The 17,689-nt window shown below is 43.3% G+C and carries 17 protein-coding genes and 1 pseudogene; 14 read left to right on the top strand and 4 right to left on the bottom strand.

The features are described 5' to 3' along the window. Position 1 precedes the first annotated feature (1 nt). Complete coding sequence (locus DDV21_RS09990) at positions 2-397, bottom strand: VOC family protein (RefSeq protein ID WP_116878425.1); 396 nt, start codon at positions 395-397, stop codon at positions 2-4. A 67-nt stretch (positions 398-464) separates the two neighbouring features. Then, entirely contained in the window at positions 465-1,367 is a 903-nt protein-coding gene (locus DDV21_RS09985) for a helix-turn-helix transcriptional regulator (protein WP_116878426.1), read from the bottom strand. Between the two features lie 277 nt (positions 1,368-1,644). Here DDV21_RS09985 and rpmB point away from each other — a divergent pair, with 277 nt between their 5' ends. From rpmB to DDV21_RS09910, 14 genes and pseudogenes are all read left to right on the top strand, one after another. Continuing rightward, positions 1,645-1,833 (top strand): 50S ribosomal protein L28, encoded by a 189-nt coding sequence (rpmB, locus tag DDV21_RS09980; protein ID WP_116878427.1) that lies wholly within the window; start codon positions 1,645-1,647, stop codon positions 1,831-1,833. Between the two features lie 200 nt (positions 1,834-2,033). After that, positions 2,034-2,399, top strand: coding sequence for an Asp23/Gls24 family envelope stress response protein (locus tag DDV21_RS09975; protein WP_116878428.1), 366 nt, complete (start codon positions 2,034-2,036; stop codon positions 2,397-2,399). Continuing rightward, positions 2,399-4,072: a DAK2 domain-containing protein gene (locus tag DDV21_RS09970; protein WP_116878429.1), complete on the top strand. Its 1,674-nt coding sequence runs from the start codon at positions 2,399-2,401 to the stop codon at positions 4,070-4,072. Before DDV21_RS09975 ends, DDV21_RS09970 begins: the two co-directional genes overlap by 1 nt. A gap of 322 nt (positions 4,073-4,394) precedes the next feature. Then, positions 4,395-6,098, top strand: coding sequence for an acetolactate synthase large subunit (locus DDV21_RS09965; protein WP_116878430.1), 1,704 nt, complete (start codon positions 4,395-4,397; stop codon positions 6,096-6,098). After that, positions 6,091-6,573 carry an acetolactate synthase small subunit gene (gene ilvN / locus DDV21_RS09960; protein ID WP_116878431.1) on the top strand — a complete coding sequence of 161 codons (483 nt, stop codon included), beginning with the start codon at positions 6,091-6,093 and terminating at the stop codon, positions 6,571-6,573. The genes DDV21_RS09965 and ilvN overlap by 8 nt, the downstream gene beginning before the upstream one ends. Positions 6,574-6,617: 44 nt before the next feature. Next, positions 6,618-7,652: pseudogene (ilvC, locus tag DDV21_RS09955) on the top strand (ketol-acid reductoisomerase); the annotation flags it as partial. Positions 7,653-8,467: 815 nt separating this feature from the next. Then, entirely contained in the window at positions 8,468-8,851 is a 384-nt protein-coding gene (locus DDV21_RS09945) for a BlaI/MecI/CopY family transcriptional regulator (RefSeq protein ID WP_116878434.1), read from the top strand. A gap of 9 nt (positions 8,852-8,860) precedes the next feature. Then, positions 8,861-10,126: a M56 family metallopeptidase gene (locus DDV21_RS09940; RefSeq protein WP_142917740.1), complete on the top strand. Its 1,266-nt coding sequence runs from the start codon at positions 8,861-8,863 to the stop codon at positions 10,124-10,126. A 252-nt stretch (positions 10,127-10,378) separates the two neighbouring features. Further along, on the top strand, positions 10,379-11,119 hold the full coding sequence (locus DDV21_RS09935; RefSeq protein ID WP_116878436.1) for a polyphosphate polymerase domain-containing protein: 741 nt from the start codon (positions 10,379-10,381) through the stop codon (positions 11,117-11,119). Further along, positions 11,109-11,795, top strand: coding sequence for a DUF4956 domain-containing protein (locus DDV21_RS09930; protein WP_116878437.1), 687 nt, complete (start codon positions 11,109-11,111; stop codon positions 11,793-11,795). The genes DDV21_RS09935 and DDV21_RS09930 overlap by 11 nt, the downstream gene beginning before the upstream one ends. 93 nt (positions 11,796-11,888) lie before the next feature. Next, positions 11,889-13,139 carry a threonine ammonia-lyase IlvA gene (gene ilvA / locus DDV21_RS09925; RefSeq protein ID WP_116878438.1) on the top strand — a complete coding sequence of 417 codons (1,251 nt, stop codon included), beginning with the start codon at positions 11,889-11,891 and terminating at the stop codon, positions 13,137-13,139. A 405-nt stretch (positions 13,140-13,544) separates the two neighbouring features. Further along, positions 13,545-14,432: an SPFH domain-containing protein gene (locus DDV21_RS09920; protein ID WP_116878439.1), complete on the top strand. Its 888-nt coding sequence runs from the start codon at positions 13,545-13,547 to the stop codon at positions 14,430-14,432. A 280-nt stretch (positions 14,433-14,712) separates the two neighbouring features. After that, entirely contained in the window at positions 14,713-15,000 is a 288-nt protein-coding gene (locus DDV21_RS09915; protein WP_116878464.1) for a DUF2089 family protein, read from the top strand. A 4-nt stretch (positions 15,001-15,004) separates the two neighbouring features. Further along, positions 15,005-15,277 (top strand): hypothetical protein, encoded by a 273-nt coding sequence (locus DDV21_RS09910; RefSeq protein ID WP_116878440.1) that lies wholly within the window; start codon positions 15,005-15,007, stop codon positions 15,275-15,277. A gap of 72 nt (positions 15,278-15,349) precedes the next feature. On the opposite strand, the gene DDV21_RS09905 is transcribed toward DDV21_RS09910, so the two are convergent. Both DDV21_RS09905 and DDV21_RS09900 read right to left on the bottom strand, forming a co-directional pair. Then, entirely contained in the window at positions 15,350-16,090 is a 741-nt protein-coding gene (locus DDV21_RS09905) for an amino acid ABC transporter ATP-binding protein (RefSeq protein ID WP_116878441.1), read from the bottom strand. Beyond that, complete coding sequence (locus DDV21_RS09900; RefSeq protein ID WP_116878442.1) at positions 16,090-17,646, bottom strand: ABC transporter substrate-binding protein/permease; 1,557 nt, start codon at positions 17,644-17,646, stop codon at positions 16,090-16,092. The genes DDV21_RS09905 and DDV21_RS09900 overlap by 1 nt, the downstream gene beginning before the upstream one ends. Positions 17,647-17,689: the final 43 nt, after the last annotated feature.

The following is a 17,689-nucleotide window of genomic DNA, read 5'->3' as shown; positions in this document are numbered from 1 at the left end:
CTTATACCTCCTTTACGAAAGAACTAATCTCAATCAGATTTCCTTCCGGATCAGCGATATAGCATGTTCGCTGACCCCACTCCTCAGTGGTCGGCGGCATGACTGATACTGCTCCTTTAGCAAGTACTGCATTATAAGTTTCATCAACCGAATCATAATTATCGACAGACAAAGCAATCTCATAATGGCCATTGATGCCATTAGTATATGCAAAGCGCTGTTTTGTCATTTTTTCAAAATCACTGCGGCGAAACAAGAGAAACAATGTCCCGTCTTTTTTTAAATAAACATTGCTGGCATCATCCTCTTCCTGGATTTCAAAGCCTAGGACATCTCGATAAAAATGAACCATAGTTTTCATATCGTTTACAAAGATACCAAATCCGTCTAACCGCATTTCATTACTCTCTCTACTCTTTATAAATTCATCATAACAAAGAGAACAGGACATCTGTGTGTCATGTTTAAGAATATTTTTTTACTAAATCCTCTCCAAAATGTTTTAAGCCTTCTCTCAGTTCATGGGGTTCAAGCAATTCAATCCCCTTACCGAAAGACAGTACCCAAGATATTATACTTTCAAAATCAGTAAAGCCAAATGAAAACAGAAAGGTGCCGTCTGCTTGCTCTGCAATAGATTCTGCTCCATAGTCATCCAGTATGCGAAAGCGATATTCAGGCTGGATAATCGCTTTTACCATGTGGTTATGCGGAAATAGTCTGTCATTTGATAAGTCAGGATACGGAAGGTCGCGTTTTGTAAAACGTTCCCCAGCAGAGACAGCTGTCATTCTGTTCAGCTTGAATAATCTGAAATCTTGACGTTTCAGGCACCAGCCCCACACATACCAGTTTGACCACTGGAAAATCAAATAGTAAGGCTCAATTTTCCGGTTGCTTTCGCCGGAAGGTGACGAATAGTGAAAACATAGGTAATTGCAGCTTTCAATCGCCTTATGAATCAGTTCAATACGCTTAGACACTGCGGCTTTATCCCATGCAGATAAGTTTATCAAAATATGATTATCTCCCGAAAGAGAAGATGCTGTCCCTGCCGACAGTTTTTCCATAAGCTGCAAGTAGCGATTCGTCCTGCTCACGCTATCGAGGCTCTTCAATCCGCTTAGAATTGCCTGCATATCTGAATTTGAAAGGACAGTGCGGTCTACTCTGTAACCATCCATAATTTGAATCCCGCCGTTTACGCCTCGTGCAGTCATAATAGGAATTCCGGCGGTACAAAGGGTTTCAATATCCCGGTTAATCGTTCTTCGAGACACTTCAAAGAGTTCCGCAAGTTCCGGAGCGGTGACCTTATCCCTTTGAAGCAGAACTGAAAGGATGCCAATCAATCGTTCTGTCTTCATTCAATCCTCCTCATAAACATAGATGTACCAAATTTATTATAATAAACCTTTTATCCCAGTGCAATTACCCAAACATAGGTACTTGCTCTGTCATCTGATGCTGGCTTCCTCATCCATCCGGGACATTACTACTTTTGACCTAACTGAGACATTATCACTTTCGAATGACAGGTCAGATAGCAGTAAAAAGGCTGTTGTCAAAAAAAAGAGATTCTGGTATACTAGTCTAGTATGTGGTGTTAAGCACCTGAATCTAAGTAGGAGGAAAGAGATAAAAATGGCAAAAGTATGTTATTTTACAGGGCGTAAAACGGTATCTGGGAACAATCGCTCACATGCGATGAATCAGACCAAACGTACCGTGAAACCAAATCTGCAAAAAGTTACTGTTCTTGTTGACGGAAAACCTAAAAAAGTTTGGGCATCAGCACGGGCACTTAAGTCCGGAAAAGTTGAACGGGTTTAATGAATGATAAAAGGCCGGGTGAATGCCCGGCTTTTTTTGCAGAACAGAATACTATTTATAAAAGAATATCAAAAACACTGTTTTTATATGTTAGTCAGGCTGTCTCCGGTCTATAAGTTACCGGGTCAGGCAGGCTATTTTTTTACAAGTTCGCTGTAATATGATAAAATAAACTGATAAAAACTTGAGAGGTAGTCAGTATGACTGTAAAAATTAATACAAAAGACGGGCAGATTGAGCTGTCTGATGATGTTATTGCGACGGTTGTCGGCGGCTCAGCAACAGAAATTTTCGGTGTTGTAGGGATGGCGAGCAAAAGTGCAATAAAGGATAATTTTCAGGCACTCTTACGCAAAGAAAACTATGCCAAAGGCGTTGTTGTAAAGTCTGCAGAGACTGGCATCACTGTAGATGTTTACACAGTGATGAGTTACGGCGTCAAAATAAGCGAAGTGTCCAAAAATATTCAGGAGCGTGTCAGATTTAATCTCGAGAAGCAGCTAGGGCTTTCTGCTGATACGGTAAATGTTTATATCCAAAATATCAAAGTTGTAGGAGAAGATTAGTGTCAAATATTACAACAAGTTTATTTCAAGAGATGATCCAGGCTGCCAGCACACGCCTGGGAAAACAAGCAGAATATGTTAACTCCCTTAATGTTTTTCCTGTTCCGGACGGTGACACAGGGACCAATATGGGAATGACTATGGACAACGGCGCTAAAGAAGTTGCTGACAAGCCGGCAAATACTGTTGGGGAAGTCGGTCAGATCCTTGCGAAGGGTCTGTTAATGGGCGCACGCGGCAACTCTGGAGTAATCACTTCACAGCTTTTTCGCGGTTTCAGCCAGGCTATCCGTGATAAAGAAGAACTGACGGGACAAGATTTGGCCTTGGCTTTTCAGGCAGGTGTCGAGGTGGCTTATAAGGCTGTTATGAAGCCTGTCGAGGGAACTATTCTGACTGTTTCCCGCGGTGCAGCAGCAGGTGCTTTAAAAAAAGCGGAAGAGACGGATGATGCTATTGCTGTTATGCAGGCTGCTCTTGATGGTGCTAAACGGGCTTTAGCTAAAACGCCGGAGATGCTGCCGGTTTTAAAAGAAGTCGGTGTGGTTGATTCAGGCGGTCAGGGACTGGTCTTTATCTATGAAGGCTTTCTGGCTGCCCTTACTGGAGAATATATCGCTTCGGAGGACTTTCAGGCAACCCCTGCCAACATGTCAGAAATGATCAATGCTGCCCATCATCAGTCAGTTGCCGGACATGTAGCGACTGACGAAATTACTTTTGGCTACTGCACAGAAATCATGGTGGCCCTTAAGCAGGGTCCGACCTATGTGAAAGAATTCAATTATGATGAATTTCAGGGTTATCTGAGCGGTTTAGGCGATTCTCTGCTGGTTGTCAATGATGATGATATAGTCAAAGTGCATGTCCATACGGAAGATCCCGGACTGGTTATGCAGGAAGGCCTGAAGTATGGCTCGCTGGTCAAAGTAAAAGTAGACAACATGCGGAACCAGCATGAAGCACAGGTTGAAAAAGAAGAAAAACTGGCACTGGATTCATCGGCAGAGGCCCCTAAAGAATATGGCCTGCTTGCCGTTGCTGCAGGTGACGGGCTGGCTGAGATTTTCAGATCACAGGGAGTGGACTATATCATTTCAGGCGGTCAGACGATGAACCCGTCAACCGAAGATATTGTCAAAGCTATTGAAGCAGTCAATGCTAAACAGGTCATTATTTTACCTAATAACAAGAATATTTTGCTGGCAGCTCAGTCTGCTGCTGAAGTTGTTGGAATCCCAGCTGCTGTTATTGCCAGCAAGACTGTACCGCAAGGTTTTACCAGTCTTTTAGCTTTTGATCCGTCAAAATCGCTTGATGAAAATACTGAAGCGATGTCTGCTGTCCTGAATGATGTTGTCAGCGGCAGTGTCACTGTTGCAGTACGGGATACCAGTATTGATGGTCTCGACATTCATAAAGATGACCTTCTGGGAATGGTTGATGGCAAGATTGTGGCTTCTGATACGGATGTAAAAACTGTTTTACAGGAGACTTTCGCTAAAATGATTGATGAGGACAGTGAAATCATTACTATCTATATCGGTGAAGGCGGAAAAGAGAAAACAGCCAAAGAGATTGCTGCTTATCTGGAAGAACGCTATGACGATATTGAAGCTGAAATCCATCAAGGGGATCAGCCTGTTTATCCTTATTTGATGAGTGTTGAATAATCTCTCCTTGAATGAATAGAGACAGTCTGCCGGAGGTTCTGCCGGCAGGCTTTTTTTACTGCAGTCAATTTTTAGAGACTGCAAAATGAAATCAAAATTTTCTGAAAATTCTATTGACAATATTTTTCAATGTGATAACATGGGTATAAGATTTTGTTGAACAGTCACTCGCCATGTAAAAGCAGAGATAAAAGAAGGCAGGTAAACCCAGCCTACAGGCTGTTTTCATCTGGCCTTGCTTTATTTCTTAAAAGTGTTATCATAGATACAAGGTGTTTGAATTTTTCGACAATTTCAGGGAAAGCTGCATAAGGAGGAGCTTGTGAAAGAAGTTAAATTAGAAGAGAAAAAAAATGGCTCTGAATTGGTTCTGGAGACCCTGGCAAGTTTGGGAATTAAAACGATTTTTGGCTATCCTGGAGGGGCTGTTTTGCCGCTCTATGACGCTATTTATAGTTTTAAGGGTATCCGCCATATTTTGGCTCGCCATGAGCAAGGAGCCCTCCATGAGGCTGAAGGTTTTGCCAAATCAACAGGGGAATTGGGCGTGGCTTTGGTGACAAGCGGCCCCGGAGCAACAAATGCCATTACAGGGATTGCCGATGGTATGGGAGACAGTGTCCCCATGCTTGTATTCACTGGTCAGGTGGCTACTCCGGGAATCGGTAAAGATGCTTTTCAAGAAGCAGATATTATCGGGGTAACCATGCCGATTACTAAGTATAATTATCAAATTCGCGATGTAGCGGACATTCCCCGTGTCGTGACTGAGGCCGTCCATATCGCTACGACTGGCCGGCCGGGGCCGGTAGTCATTGATCTGCCCAGAGATATTGCAGAGAAGAAAACGGATTTTTATTACGATCCCAGCCTTGATATCCCTAGCTACCAGCCGACTGTTGAACCTAATGGTCTGCAGGTGAAAAAAATTCTGCAGCAGCTGAAAAAAGCGAAAAAGCCTTTGATTGTTGCTGGCGGCGGTGCTAATTATGCCGGTGCCTCTAAGGAACTGCAGGTATTTGCTGAACGTTACAACATCCCTGTTGTTTCAACCCTTCTCAGTTTGGGTGTCATGCCAATTGAACACCCTTTATCGCTGGGAATGGGAGGCATGCATGGTTCTTATGCAGCCAATATGGCCTTGACACAGTGCGATTTTATGATTAACTTTGGTTCGCGTTTTGCCGACCGGCTGACCGGCAATCCGGCAACCTTTGCCAAAAATGCAGTCGTTGCTCATATTGACATTGATCCGGCTGAAATAGGCAAAGTAGTTAAGACCCAAATTCCGGTCGTCGGGGATGCCAGAAAGGCTCTGGAGCTGCTTCTGAGTTTTGATGAGGTCAGAACCAGACACGATGAGTGGACCGAGCAAGTCTTAGCTAATAAACAAAAGGCGCCCTTTGGCTATGATTTTGATGAAGAGATCATTAAACCGCAGCATGCTATTGAAACTATCGGTAAGCTGACTAAAGGGGATGCGCTTGTCGTAACGGATGTCGGCCAGCATCAGATGTGGGTTGCCCAATATTATCCTTTTAAGAAAGAACGCCAGATTATCACTTCCGGCGGTCTTGGGACGATGGGCTTCGGCATTCCGGCAGCTATCGGAGCAAAATTAGCTAATCCGGATAAAGAGGTCATTCTTTTTGTCGGTGACGGCGGTTTTCAGATGACTAATCAGGAATTGGCGATTTTAAATGGCTACGGTATTCCGATTAAGGTTGTCCTGATTAATAACCATTCCCTTGGGATGGTGCGCCAGTGGCAGGAGTCCTTCTACAATGAGCACCGCAGTGAATCCACCTTTGATGATGAGCCGAATTTTCAGCTGCTGGCAGAAGCTTATGGTATCGCACATTATAAGTTTTCCGATCCTCACAGTCTGGAAAAAGATCTACAGGTGATTCAGGATAATAAACCGATGCTGATTGAGATTAATATTTCCAATCGCGAGCATGTTTACCCGATGGTACCGAGCGGTAAGGCTAATAGTGAGATGTTGGGGGTGAAGTTTAATGCGTAGAATGTTAACAGCCAGGCTTCAAAATTCAACAGGGGTTCTAAACCGTTTCACAGGAGTCCTCTCGCGCAGGCAGGTCAATATTGAATCGATTTCGGTCGGTCATACTGATGAGCCAGATATCTCCCGGATTACAATTATTATTGATGTGGAAACCCTCGAAGAGGTTGAGCAGATTATCAAGCAGCTGAACCGCCTGATAGATGTTGTCCGTGTCCGTGATATTACGGATATTCCTCATCTGGAAAGGGAAGTGGTCTTGATTAAAATTTCTGCTCCTGCAGCTAAGCGGGCTGAAATTTTGGCGATTATCCAGCCTTTCCGTGCCAGTGTTGTCGATGTAGCTCCAAAATCGATTACCATTCAAATGACCGGCGACGCTGAGAAAATCGAAGCGCTGCTCCGTGTTGTAAAACCTTATGGAATCCGTAACCTTGCCCGCACGGGGGCAACAGGATTTTCAAGAGATTTTTCTTAGAATGATTAAACACATATAAAACCAATAAACAATACTTTAGAAAAGAGAAATATATTATGGCAGTAACAATGGAATATGAAAAAGATGTTAAAACAGCAGCTCTCAGCGGAAAAAAAATCGCTGTGATTGGTTATGGTTCGCAAGGCCATGCTCATGCTCAAAATCTGCGTGATTCCGGTCACGATGTGATCATCGGTGTTCGGACGGGTAAATCGTTTGATAAAGCTAAGGAAGACGGTTTTTCTGTTTATGAAGTAGCGGAAGCAACCAAGTTGGCTGATGTTATCATGATTTTAGCTCCGGATGAAATTCAGGCAGATCTCTATGCCTCCGAAATTGCTCCTAACCTTCAGGCAGGCAATGCCCTCGGCTTTGCCCATGGGTTTAATATTTTGTTTGAATATATCAAAGCACCTTCTGATGTGGATGTGTTCATGTGTGCCCCTAAAGGTCCGGGACATTTGGTTCGCCGTACCTATACAGAAGGTTTTGGTGTTCCGGCTCTCTATGCGGTTTATCAAGATGCTACAGGCAATGCCAAGCATATTGCCATGGATTGGGCTAAAGGAGTCGGTGCAGCCCGTGTTGGCCTGTTGGAAACAACCTTTAAAGAAGAAACCGAAGAGGACTTATTTGGGGAACAAGCTGTACTTTGCGGCGGTTTGACCGCACTGATTGAAACCGGCTTTGAGGTTCTTACTGAAGCCGGCTATGCTCCGGAGTTAGCTTATTTTGAAGTTCTGCATGAAATGAAGCTGATTGTTGACCTGATTTATGAGGGCGGCTTTAAGAAAATGCGTCAGTCTATTTCAAACACAGCTGAATTTGGCGATTATGTATCAGGACCGCGCGTGATTACAGAACAAGTCAAAGAAAATATGAAGGCTGTTCTTGCTGATATTCAATCTGGCAAATTTGCTCAGGAGTTTGTTGATGACTATAAAGCCGGCCGCCCACGTTTGGAAGCTTACCGCAAAGCGGCAGCAGATTTGGAAATTGAAAAGGTTGGTGCCGAATTGCGCAAAGCGATGCCGTTTGTTGGTCAGGACGACGATGACGCCTTTAAGATTTATAATTAAAAAAAGCTGTCCGGCTGAACACCTTTTTCCAAAAATACAGTGGTCTTAAAGGCTGTGGAGTGAGATGTGCCCCTTAATATTATGGGGTTCTGTCTCGCTTCCCAGCCGTTCTGGGAGCGGACAGAACGTTTTTCAAGGGGATTTCATTGTCTCCGCCCCCACAAGCCCAGCAGGCATTTTAAAATTTGAAAATGCATTAGCTGCTGTGTTTCGCAAATATGACAAAAAGGGGCAGAAGTTAAAAACTTATTTCACCTTTCTGATTATCTTGGCAGAGGTGCGTCTGCGAAATCAAAGATTTCGGGCTTACCGTCAGCCGTAGCCGTCTGAAGGCTTTGTCGTCTTAGCAGCCGACCGCACCCTTCTAGTCGTCCTGGCAGGGGTGCGTCTGCGAAATCAAAGATTTCGGACTTACCGTCAGCCGTAGCCGTCTGAAGGCTTTGTCGTCTTAGCAGCCGACCGCACCCTTCTAGCCGTCCTGGCAGGGGTGCGTCTGCGAAATCAAAGATTTCGGACTTACCGTCAGCCGTAGCCGTCTGAAGGCTTTGTCGTCTTAGCAGCCGACCGCACCCTTCTAGCCGTCCTGGCAGAGGTGCGTCTGCGAAATCAAAGATTTCGGACTTACCGTCCTTTATATCTTGGTGCTGCCGCGGAGTTTTGTCTTCGCGGTTTTTTTGCAGCCTCGAGTTGGTTTTATTATTTTTTCTGTTGGTTTCATCTGTCGGCTGTTTTCTATTTTGCTTATTTTTAATTGGCTGTCAGTTGATTTTTTTGTTTGACAATTGTAGAATAAAAGTGACATAGGAGGACTGGCTATGAAAGCGATGAAACGTTTACCAGATGCGGAATTTACCGTTTTAAAAGCGATCTGGCATTTACCCAATCCGGTAACTTCCTCACAGATTATTGGGGCTTTAGGGGATGACAATCATTGGAAACGGCAGACACTTTTAACAATTTTAGCCCGTTTAATAGAGAAAGGCTTTTTAAGCAGTGAGCGCAAGGGGCGGGAAGGTCACTATACTGCACTTATTTCAGAAGAAGAGTATATGGAAGTAGAGGCCGGCCACTTCTTTAGCCGGTATGAAGGGCAGTCATTCGGCCATTTGATGAAATCTTTTTTTGCAACACATCATTTATCTGAAAAAGATATTAATGATATTAACCAGCTGATACAGGAAAGAAAACAGGAAAAGTAGGTGAAAGCAATGACGGAACTTTTATTCTCACTGACAGTCACTGTTCTTTTAACATCACTTTTTATTATTATTTTAAGTGCTTTGCTTTTACTTTTGAAAACAAAAGTTTCGGCTAAAACGGTCTATAGGCTTTGGCTGTTGATCTTGGTGAGTTTGCTTATCCCTTTGCGGCCGCATTTTGGACAGGGCATTGTAGAAGTACAGTTTCAGTCATGGGCGGCGAGCTCGGCTTCTGCTTCTTCAAATGTGGCAGCTGCAGCACAGGATATCAGTATTTGGGATAAGTTCCAGCAGTTTTATTGGCTTTATCTGCTTCTGGCTGTTTGGCTGCTTGGCTTTCTTATTGTTTTGGGCAGACAGTTTTTGGCTTATTATCGCTTCAGGGCAATGCTGAAACACTGGGGGCAAACTGTTACAGACAAACGGATTCAAAAACGGCTTGAGATCAGCAAAACAGCGCTCGGTATCAGCAGACCAATCAATGTTTTGCTTTGTCCTGTCATCAAGAGCCCGATGTTGACCGGCTTTTACCGTCCTGTCATCTTGCTGCCTGCAGCTCATTACACCGATGAAGAGTTGGATTTAATTTTTGAACATGAACTTGTCCATTATAAGCACCATGATTTATATACCAACTTATTTATCGTTACCATTTTGGCCCTGCATTGGTTCAACCCGCTTGTGCATTTTGCCTGCCGGGAAATGCAGGAAGCAGCAGAGGCTTATTGTGATGAAACTGTCCTTGGCTATCATGGCACTGGCTACCGTTTTTACTACAGTGAAACGATTCTGAGCATGATTGACCGTTCCAGTAAAAATTTTGGCATGCTGACTTCTTGCTTTTATTCCAATAAATTTAATTTGCGGCGCCGAATTTTAACGATTATGGAAAACGGAAAGTCTTTAGCTTTTCTGTCACCCTTTTTAATTCTGCTTCTGTCCTTCTCACTGCTTGGTTCGGGATCTGTTTTTGCTCTGGCAGGCCAAAATCTGTCTGGAACCGACAGCCAGATTGCCAAACCGTCCGTGTCGAAAAATGTGAATGAAGAAAAAGAGGAGCCGGTATCAACCGGTCAACCTGCAGAGGAGCCCGCTCCTGCTCCGGCTTCCGCTTCTGACAGCGCTAATGATCAAGAAACAGCTCTGACCGACGAAGCCCAGACAAATCAAATCCTTTCGTCTGCTGGTACAGAAACTCAGCAACCGGATGGGGTAAGCAGAAGCAGCGATGAAGATGATGACAGAGATGATGATTTTGATGATGACGATGATTGATCGCAGATTTTCAGCTCTGTAACGACAATAAAAAAAGTAAAGCGTTTGTTTCATCTGGAGGAGGAAGCAGGCGCTTTTTCAAGTTGCAGTAACGTTCTGTTTCAGCTGTATTTGATTTTTTGTTGCTGTAAGAACGTTATTCTTGACTTTTTTGTAAGACAGATGTAGAATATAATTATAGTCGACAAACGTAGAATTATCGTCTTTTCTTTTTTGGGAATATTCTACAAAAGTAGAAGAAGGGAGCTTATAATGAAAACTAAAAAGAAGATAGAAACGCAGTTTAAGCGAATTGAGACAAAATATATTCTGACAAAAGAACAGCTGGCACTGCTGCAAAAAGAATGGCAAGACTATTTATCGGAGGACGATTATCCCATCTCAACTATCAGTAATGTTTATTTTGATAACAGTGATTTCCAGATGATTCAGGATTCTATTCTGCACTTATATAATCGGGAAAAAGTTAGGATGCGCACCTATGACAAACAGCCTAATGATAAAAGCCAGGCTTTTTTGGAAATCAAAGAAAAAAAACTTGATGTTGGCTATAAATTCCGTCTCGTTTCAAACCCTTTATCTATCATGAATTATGTGACAAAGGGGCTGGTTGACAATACAACAGCCGAAATTGAGATGACTAAAAAACTGCAGCACCTGCGCAGCCGTTATGGGCAACTGCAGCCGATGATGTATATTTCCTATGAACGGCGCTCCTTCAGAGGAATTGATGACAGGAAGCTTCGGCTAACACTTGATCAAAACCTGATCTGCCGAACAGATAATGTCTCACTGACCGCAGGCCGATACGGCAGTCCGCTCCTAGAAGAGGATGATCTGATTATGGAGATCAAAGTAGCAGAAGAAATGCCTCAGTGGCTGACAGCACTTTTAGAGAAATATCGAATCGAAGCCCAGTCTTTTTCAAAATACGGAACGGCTTACCGCAATCATGTTGCGGAAAAAAGTGAGGTGAAAGCCCTTGTTCAGTGATTTATTTAATAATGTCTTTTCGCAGACACAGGCTCATTTTTCGCCGTCTACACTTTTCTTAGCTTTTTTAACCAGTCTGGGGCTGGGGCTGCTTTTAGCAGTGGCTTATAAGCATAAAACATTCTATACCAAAGAGTTTGTCATTACTTTAACACTTCTTCCCAGTCTTATCGCCATTATTATTTTAATGGTAAATGGCAATCTTGGGACCAGTGTGGCAGTAGCAGGGACCTTTAGTTTGATTCGTTTCCGCTCTGCTGCCGGCGGAGCTAAGGAGCTGCTGGCCATTTTTATGGCAACTGCCAGCGGTATTGCTGTTGGGATGGGCTACCTCTTTTTGGCAATTGCATTCACCGTTTTTTTATCAGCCCTCCTTTTTCTGTTCGAACAGTTTGGTTTTGGTGCAGTCAGCCAGACTAAACGCCGACTTTCATTACTGGTAGCGGATAAAGAGGATTATGAGACGAAGCTGGACAGTATTTTAAGCAGCCTCTGCCGGGAAAGTGAATGTCTATCGCTTAAATCAGCTAAAAAGCAAGACTATGTTGAGCTGGAATATCTGCTTGATCTGAAGTCTAAGACGACTGATAAGATGCTCATGGACAGCCTGCGTGCTTATAAAGGAAATCAGGAAATTACAATTAGCAAAGTAGCCAAAAAAAAGAAAGTCCTTTAAAGCTTACTCGGGTTCATTTTAAAAGCACTATGAATTTTAGTGCTTTTTTGCTATAATAAATTAACTGAAAATTGTGAAAAAAGAGGTTAAGAAATGATAACAGCCCGAGATGTCAGAAAAGCTAATGATGTTTTGAAAGATGTTGTAGAGGAGACGCCTTTAGATTTTGACCGCTATCTGTCAGAAAAATATGGGGCAACAGTTTATCTAAAGAGGGAAAATGTCCAAAAGGTTCGTTCGTTTAAAATCCGCGGCGCCTACTACGCTATTTCCCAACTTACTGAAGCAGAAAAAAAACGCGGTGTTGTCTGTGCCAGCGCAGGAAATCACGCACAGGGGGTGGCCTTTACCTGTCATGAAATGAAAATTCCGGCAGCCATCTTTATGCCGGTCACAACGCCGCAGCAAAAAATCGGGCAGGTGCAGTTTTTTGGCGGCCCCTATGTTACAATTCGTTTGGTTGGTGATACCTTTGATGCTTCTGCACAAGCGGCTCAGGATTTTACCAAGTCAGAGGGGATGACTTTTATCGATCCTTTTGATGATCCCAATGTCCAGGCCGGTCAAGGAACGGTTGCCTATGAGATTTATGAGCAGGCACAAAAAGACGGAGTTCATTTTGACAGTGTCTTTGTTCCTGTTGGCGGCGGCGGTTTGATTTCGGGAGTTGCTACTTATTTTAAAGATGTGGCACCCGATATTACGGTTATCGGAGTCGAAGCGAGCGGTGCCAGAAGCATGCGGGCGGCTTTTGATAAGGGCCATCCTGTGAAGTTGGAGCATATTGATAAATTTGCAGATGGGATTGCTGTGCAAAAGGTTGGCAGCAGCACCTATGAAGTGGCCAGAAGATATGTTGATCAATTGATTGGGGTTGATGAGGGGCTGATTTCTGAAACGCTGATTGATATGTATTCGAAACAAGGGATTATTGCGGAACCTGCCGGAGCGGCTTCGATAGCAGCTCTTGAAGTTATGAAAGATGACATCAAAGGAAAAACAGTTGTCTGCATCATTTCAGGAGGCAACAATGATATTAACCGGATGCAGGAAATGGAAGAACGCGCTCTGATTTATGATGGGGTAAAGCACTATTTTGTTGTTAATTTTCCGCAGAGGCCTGGAGCTTTACGGGAATTTGTCAATAATATTTTAGGTCCGAATGATGACATCACGCGCTTTGAGTATATTAAACGGGCTAATAAAGGAACTGGGCCGGTTTTAATCGGTATAACGCTGGGGGACAAGAAAGATTATGCTGCTCTTATTGAGCGCCTGTCCGCTTTTGATCCGTCTTATATTAATTTACACGGCAATGAGAGCCTTTATAATATGCTTGTCTAGGCTGTTCCGTCATTGTTTTCGGATATTGCCAAAAGTTTTACGTCCGGTTTTTTCTTGACAAAAATAGCAAATAAACTATAATTGTATTATCTGTATAAGACAAAAACGGAACTTGGCCTAAACGCTGCGTAAAACAGAGACGCAATCGTAGGAAGCGCAAGCTGACGTACGAGTGCGGCTGCTCTGTGAGTATAGCCTTCCCTTGGGTCTTTAGTGACTCGGCGGTCAGGCTCTTATTTTTACTTTGCGTTTTTAGCGGCCTTTGTATCTTAATTGAACTGAACACGGCCTAAAATCCTAGTGAAAAAGATGAAGTCCGTCGCGATGTGGATCATCGCTCGTCCTTCCCTATTTTCATACGGATTTCTTAACGGCCTTTGTATCTTAATTTGAGGAGGTTTTAGGGTGTTTGCATTGATTTTTCTTTTATTTTTATTTTTTATTGTCCTGATAGTGATAGGCAGCACGCTTTATGTTGTCCGGCAACAGTCTGTTGCTATTATTGAGCGTTTTGGGAAATACCAGATGACATCGTCCAGTGGGATTCATATCCGTCTGCCTTTTGGTATTGACAAGATTGCGGCTCGTATCCAGCTGCGCCTTTTGCAGTCTGAGATTGTGGTTGAGACCAAAACAAAAGATAATGTTTTTGTGACCTTGAATATAGCAACGCAGTACCGAGTTAATGAACAAAATGTGATAGATGCTTATTACAAACTGATGCGGCCTGAAGCACAGATTAAATCTTATATTGAAGATGCTCTGCGTTCCTCGGTGCCAAAACTGACTCTGGATGAACTGTTTGAGAAAAAAGATGAGATTGCTCTGGAGGTTCAGCATCAGGTGGCAGAGGAAATGTCAACTTACGGCTATCTCATTGTTAAAACACTGATTACTAAGGTTGAACCGGATGCGGAAGTTAAACAGTCTATGAATGAGATTAATGCTGCTCAGCGGAAACGTGTCGCTGCTCAGGAACTGGCTAACGCTGATAAGATTAAAATCGTTACTGCAGCAGAAGCTGAGGCAGAAAAAGACCGGCTGCACGGTGTAGGTATTGCTCAGCAGCGTAAGGCCATTGTCGACGGTTTGGCAGAATCAATTCAGGAATTAAAGCTGGCTAATGTCGGGATGACAGAAGAGCAAATTATGTCTATTCTGTTGACTAACCAATATCTTGATACTCTGAATCAGTTTGCTGCGGCCGGCAATCAAACACTCTTTTTGCCTAGTAAACCTGATGGAGTGGAGGATATTCGGACACAAGTGCTGTCAGCCTTGAAGGCGAAATAATATTTGAGACTAATCGATATGAAGAGGCAGGGCCAAAGTCCTGCCTCGTTTTATTTTTAAACATATAAGTTTGGGGCAGTGGCTGCTCGGAAGTTCTTATCCCTTGCTGCGCGAGGGATTGCGATCTCCTTAATCAACTTGCCCTACTCTTTTTTTATTGATTCTTTTTTTTATGTAAATGGCATTTTGTTTTTATAAAATAAAGTTTATTTTCAATAATATTAATATTTACTTTCATAATGTTTAGTGTTATACTGATAGGAGAGAGAAGGTGACAGATATGGGAGACGAAAAGATACCATCTTGGCTGTTTGAACTGGAGCCGGAAGATTATGAGTTTATGCATCGTTTTATTCTCGCTTCAGGTTCTCTGAAAAAAATAGCTAAGGAGTACGGTGTTTCTTACCCCACTATTCGCCTGCGCCTTGATCGGTTAATTCAGAAAGTCTCCGTCAAATCTAAGAGCGAAGGCTATGTCGGCTTAATCAAAGATTTGGCCTTGGAGGACGAAATAAGCTTTGAGGCAGCCAAAAAATTAATTGCTGCTTATCGTAAAGAAAGGAAGTAGAGCCATGAGAATACTGATTGTACTGCTTGCTGCTGCTTTATTTTTTGGAGAATGGTTCATTATCCGTTATACAGGGATAAATAAATGGCTGCCTATACTAGGAGCCTGTCTGTTTACCCTCCCGGTCTCTCTATTTTTGGGCATGCATTTAGTTGTTCTGCCTCTTCTGATGATGCTCTTAGCTTTATTCGGCTGTGAGTTGGAAGACTGGTTTAAACGTTACCTGCGTAAGAAAAAACTGTCAGAATTTCAGCGTTCAGAATTAAAGGATTTGTGAGCTTGCTGTTACTGCAATATAAAAACCAGAAGTCATGTTGATTTCTGGTTTTTTGGTATAAGACTCTGTTTTTTATTTCAAAAAGCGCTTGAGAAAGGCTTTGGTTCGTTCTTCTTGGGGATTTTCAAAGAGCTGTTGAGGGGTCCCTTCTTCAGCAATGATACCTTGATCCATGAAAATAACGCGATCCGAAACGTCTTTGGCAAATTCCATCTCATGTGTCACTATAATCATGGTTAAACCCGATTTGGCCAAATCCTGCATTGTTTTAAGGACTTCGCCGACCATTTCCGGATCCAGTGCTGATGTGGGTTCATCAAAGAGCATGGCTTCAGGGTTGACAGAAAGGGCACGGGCGATAGCGACCCGTTGTTTTTGTCCGCCGGAGAGCTGTTTTGGCTTAGCTTTCCAGTACTGTTCAGTCATTCCTACTATATTCAGATTTTTCTTGGCAATTTCTTCAGCTTCGCTGCGATCGCGTTTTAAGACAGTAGTCTGAGCAACAATGGCATTGTCAAGCACATTAAGGTTTTCGAAAAGATTGAAAGACTGAAAAACCATTCCCAGTTTTTCTCGGAAGAGATTTAGATTGTAACCTTTTTCCAGTACATTCTGATTGTGAAAAAGAATCTCTCCGGCTGTAGGCTCCTCTAAAAGATTGATAGAGCGCAGCAGTGTCGATTTGCCTGAGCCTGAAGAACCGATGATAGAAATAACTTCCCCTTTGCTGACAGAAAGCGAGATATCCTTAAGCACTTCGTTTTTCCCGAAGGATTTCTTCAAATGTTTGATTTCTAAAATCGTCTCAGTCATTAATTCTTTTCTCCTTCGATGGTCGTATAATTGTCTTGGTCAAATCGGTTTTCAATATAGCGCAGAATACGTGTTACGGTGAAAGTGAGAACAAAGTAAATCACAGCGATAATAGTAAAGGTCTGGAAGTACTGATAAGTCTGAGTTGCTACAGTATTTCCTGAGAAATACAGCTCAACGACAGAGATAACATTCAATACAGATGTATCTTTAATATTGATGACAAATTCATTGCCGGTTGCCGGCAGGATATTGCGGATAACCTGAGGGAGGACGATTTTTCGCATGGTCTGGCCGTGGGAAAAACCGAGTGCCGTAGCAGCTTCAAATTGTCCCTGATCAACAGCAAAGATGCCGCCGCGGACAATTTCGCTCATATACGCTCCGGTATTGATGGAGACAATAAAGATAGCTGCCAGTGTGCGGTCAATTGAAATACCGAAAGCCTGTGCTGTCCCATAATAGATAACCATAGCCTGAACAATCATCGGTGTGCCACGGAAAACTTCAATGTAGACAGTCAGCAGCCAACTGAAAGCCTTCTGCAGGAGGGCTAAGAAGCGGTTAGCCGCCAGAGGTGCCGTACGGTAAACGCCGATCAGAAGACCAATGATGAGACCGGCAACGGTTCCGATAACCGAAATCAGCAGCGTTATGCCGGCACCGCGGAGGAACTGTTGCCAGTTGTTTTGGACAATGGTCCAGACTTGCTGGAAGAAATGAGGTGCTTCACCTTCTTCAGCCGTTTCGGCGGGCTGTTCTTCAATCATCTGGTCCATCAGTTCCAGCCGCTCTTCTTCAGAAATCCCCGCCAGAATGTCATTGACTTGAGCCAGTGTTTGACTGTCATCCTTACGTAGACCAACAGCAATAGCAGTATCAGATTCGGAAGTTTCGAATCCCTGTCCTTCTGGGAAGGCAATCATTTTATATTTGCTGCTGGCGGCTTCTGCTGTACGGGCTTCAGGACGTTCCGAAATATAACCGTCTATCACATCAGCGGACAGTGCCTGCCGCATCTGAGAAAAATCTCCCATAGCTGTTTGCTCGGAAACGTTTGGAATCTGGCCTATCAGATTCACTAAATAATTCCCTTGCTGTGCAGTAATTTTAGCGCCTGCAAAATCATCCAAGCTTTTTGCATTGGCATACTCTCCGTCAGAAGCGACGACAATAACAGGTTCGCTGGTATAGTAGCTGTCTGAGAAGGTAATCTCTTTTTTGCGTTCTTCTGTCGGGCTCATACCGGCAGCAATCATGTCAATTTTTCCGGATGTCAGAGCAGGAATCAGTCCGGTCCAAGATGTTTTGACAACAAGCAGTTTTTTATTTAAAGAGGCGGCAATCTTTTTAGCGATTTGCACATCATAACCATTAGCATACTGATTGGTCCCCTCAATCGGAACAGCACCGTTGCTGTCATCATCCTGTGTCCAATTAAAAGGAGCGTAAGCTGCTTCCATGCCGACACGTAAATAATCATCTGCTCTTACCCCGGCCGTGCCTCCGAAGATTAGGAAAAAGGCAGCGAGCAGACTCAAAAGTATCTTCTTCATCAAAGACTCCTATTTTTATTTATACACTTACCATTTTACAAAA

The organism is Streptococcus chenjunshii (assembly GCF_003086355.1).
Lineage (GTDB): Bacteria > Bacillota > Bacilli > Lactobacillales > Streptococcaceae > Streptococcus > Streptococcus chenjunshii.
Note: the sequence above shows the minus strand (reverse complement) of the source record. Positions and strands in the feature narration are given on the sequence as shown.

What these genes read in the sequence shown, in the direction of transcription:
- DDV21_RS09990 (WP_116878425.1), bottom strand. Translation starts at nt 397, where the DNA reads ATGCGGTTAGACGGATTTGGTATCTTTGTAAACGATATGAAAACTATG.
- DDV21_RS09985 (WP_116878426.1), bottom strand. Translation starts at nt 1,367, where the DNA reads ATGAAGACAGAACGATTGATTGGCATCCTTTCAGTTCTGCTTCAAAGG.
- rpmB (WP_116878427.1), top strand. Translation starts at nt 1,645, where the DNA reads ATGGCAAAAGTATGTTATTTTACAGGGCGTAAAACGGTATCTGGGAAC.
- DDV21_RS09975 (WP_116878428.1), top strand. Translation starts at nt 2,034, where the DNA reads ATGACTGTAAAAATTAATACAAAAGACGGGCAGATTGAGCTGTCTGAT.
- ilvN (WP_116878431.1), top strand. Translation starts at nt 6,091, where the DNA reads ATGCGTAGAATGTTAACAGCCAGGCTTCAAAATTCAACAGGGGTTCTA.
- DDV21_RS09945 (WP_116878434.1), top strand. Translation starts at nt 8,468, where the DNA reads ATGAAAGCGATGAAACGTTTACCAGATGCGGAATTTACCGTTTTAAAA.
- DDV21_RS09940 (WP_142917740.1), top strand. Translation starts at nt 8,861, where the DNA reads ATGACGGAACTTTTATTCTCACTGACAGTCACTGTTCTTTTAACATCA.
- DDV21_RS09935 (WP_116878436.1), top strand. Translation starts at nt 10,379, where the DNA reads ATGAAAACTAAAAAGAAGATAGAAACGCAGTTTAAGCGAATTGAGACA.
- ilvA (WP_116878438.1), top strand. Translation starts at nt 11,889, where the DNA reads ATGATAACAGCCCGAGATGTCAGAAAAGCTAATGATGTTTTGAAAGAT.
- DDV21_RS09915 (WP_116878464.1), top strand. Translation starts at nt 14,713, where the DNA reads ATGGGAGACGAAAAGATACCATCTTGGCTGTTTGAACTGGAGCCGGAA.
- DDV21_RS09910 (WP_116878440.1), top strand. Translation starts at nt 15,005, where the DNA reads ATGAGAATACTGATTGTACTGCTTGCTGCTGCTTTATTTTTTGGAGAA.
- DDV21_RS09905 (WP_116878441.1), bottom strand. Translation starts at nt 16,090, where the DNA reads ATGACTGAGACGATTTTAGAAATCAAACATTTGAAGAAATCCTTCGGG.
- DDV21_RS09900 (WP_116878442.1), bottom strand. Translation starts at nt 17,646, where the DNA reads ATGAAGAAGATACTTTTGAGTCTGCTCGCTGCCTTTTTCCTAATCTTC.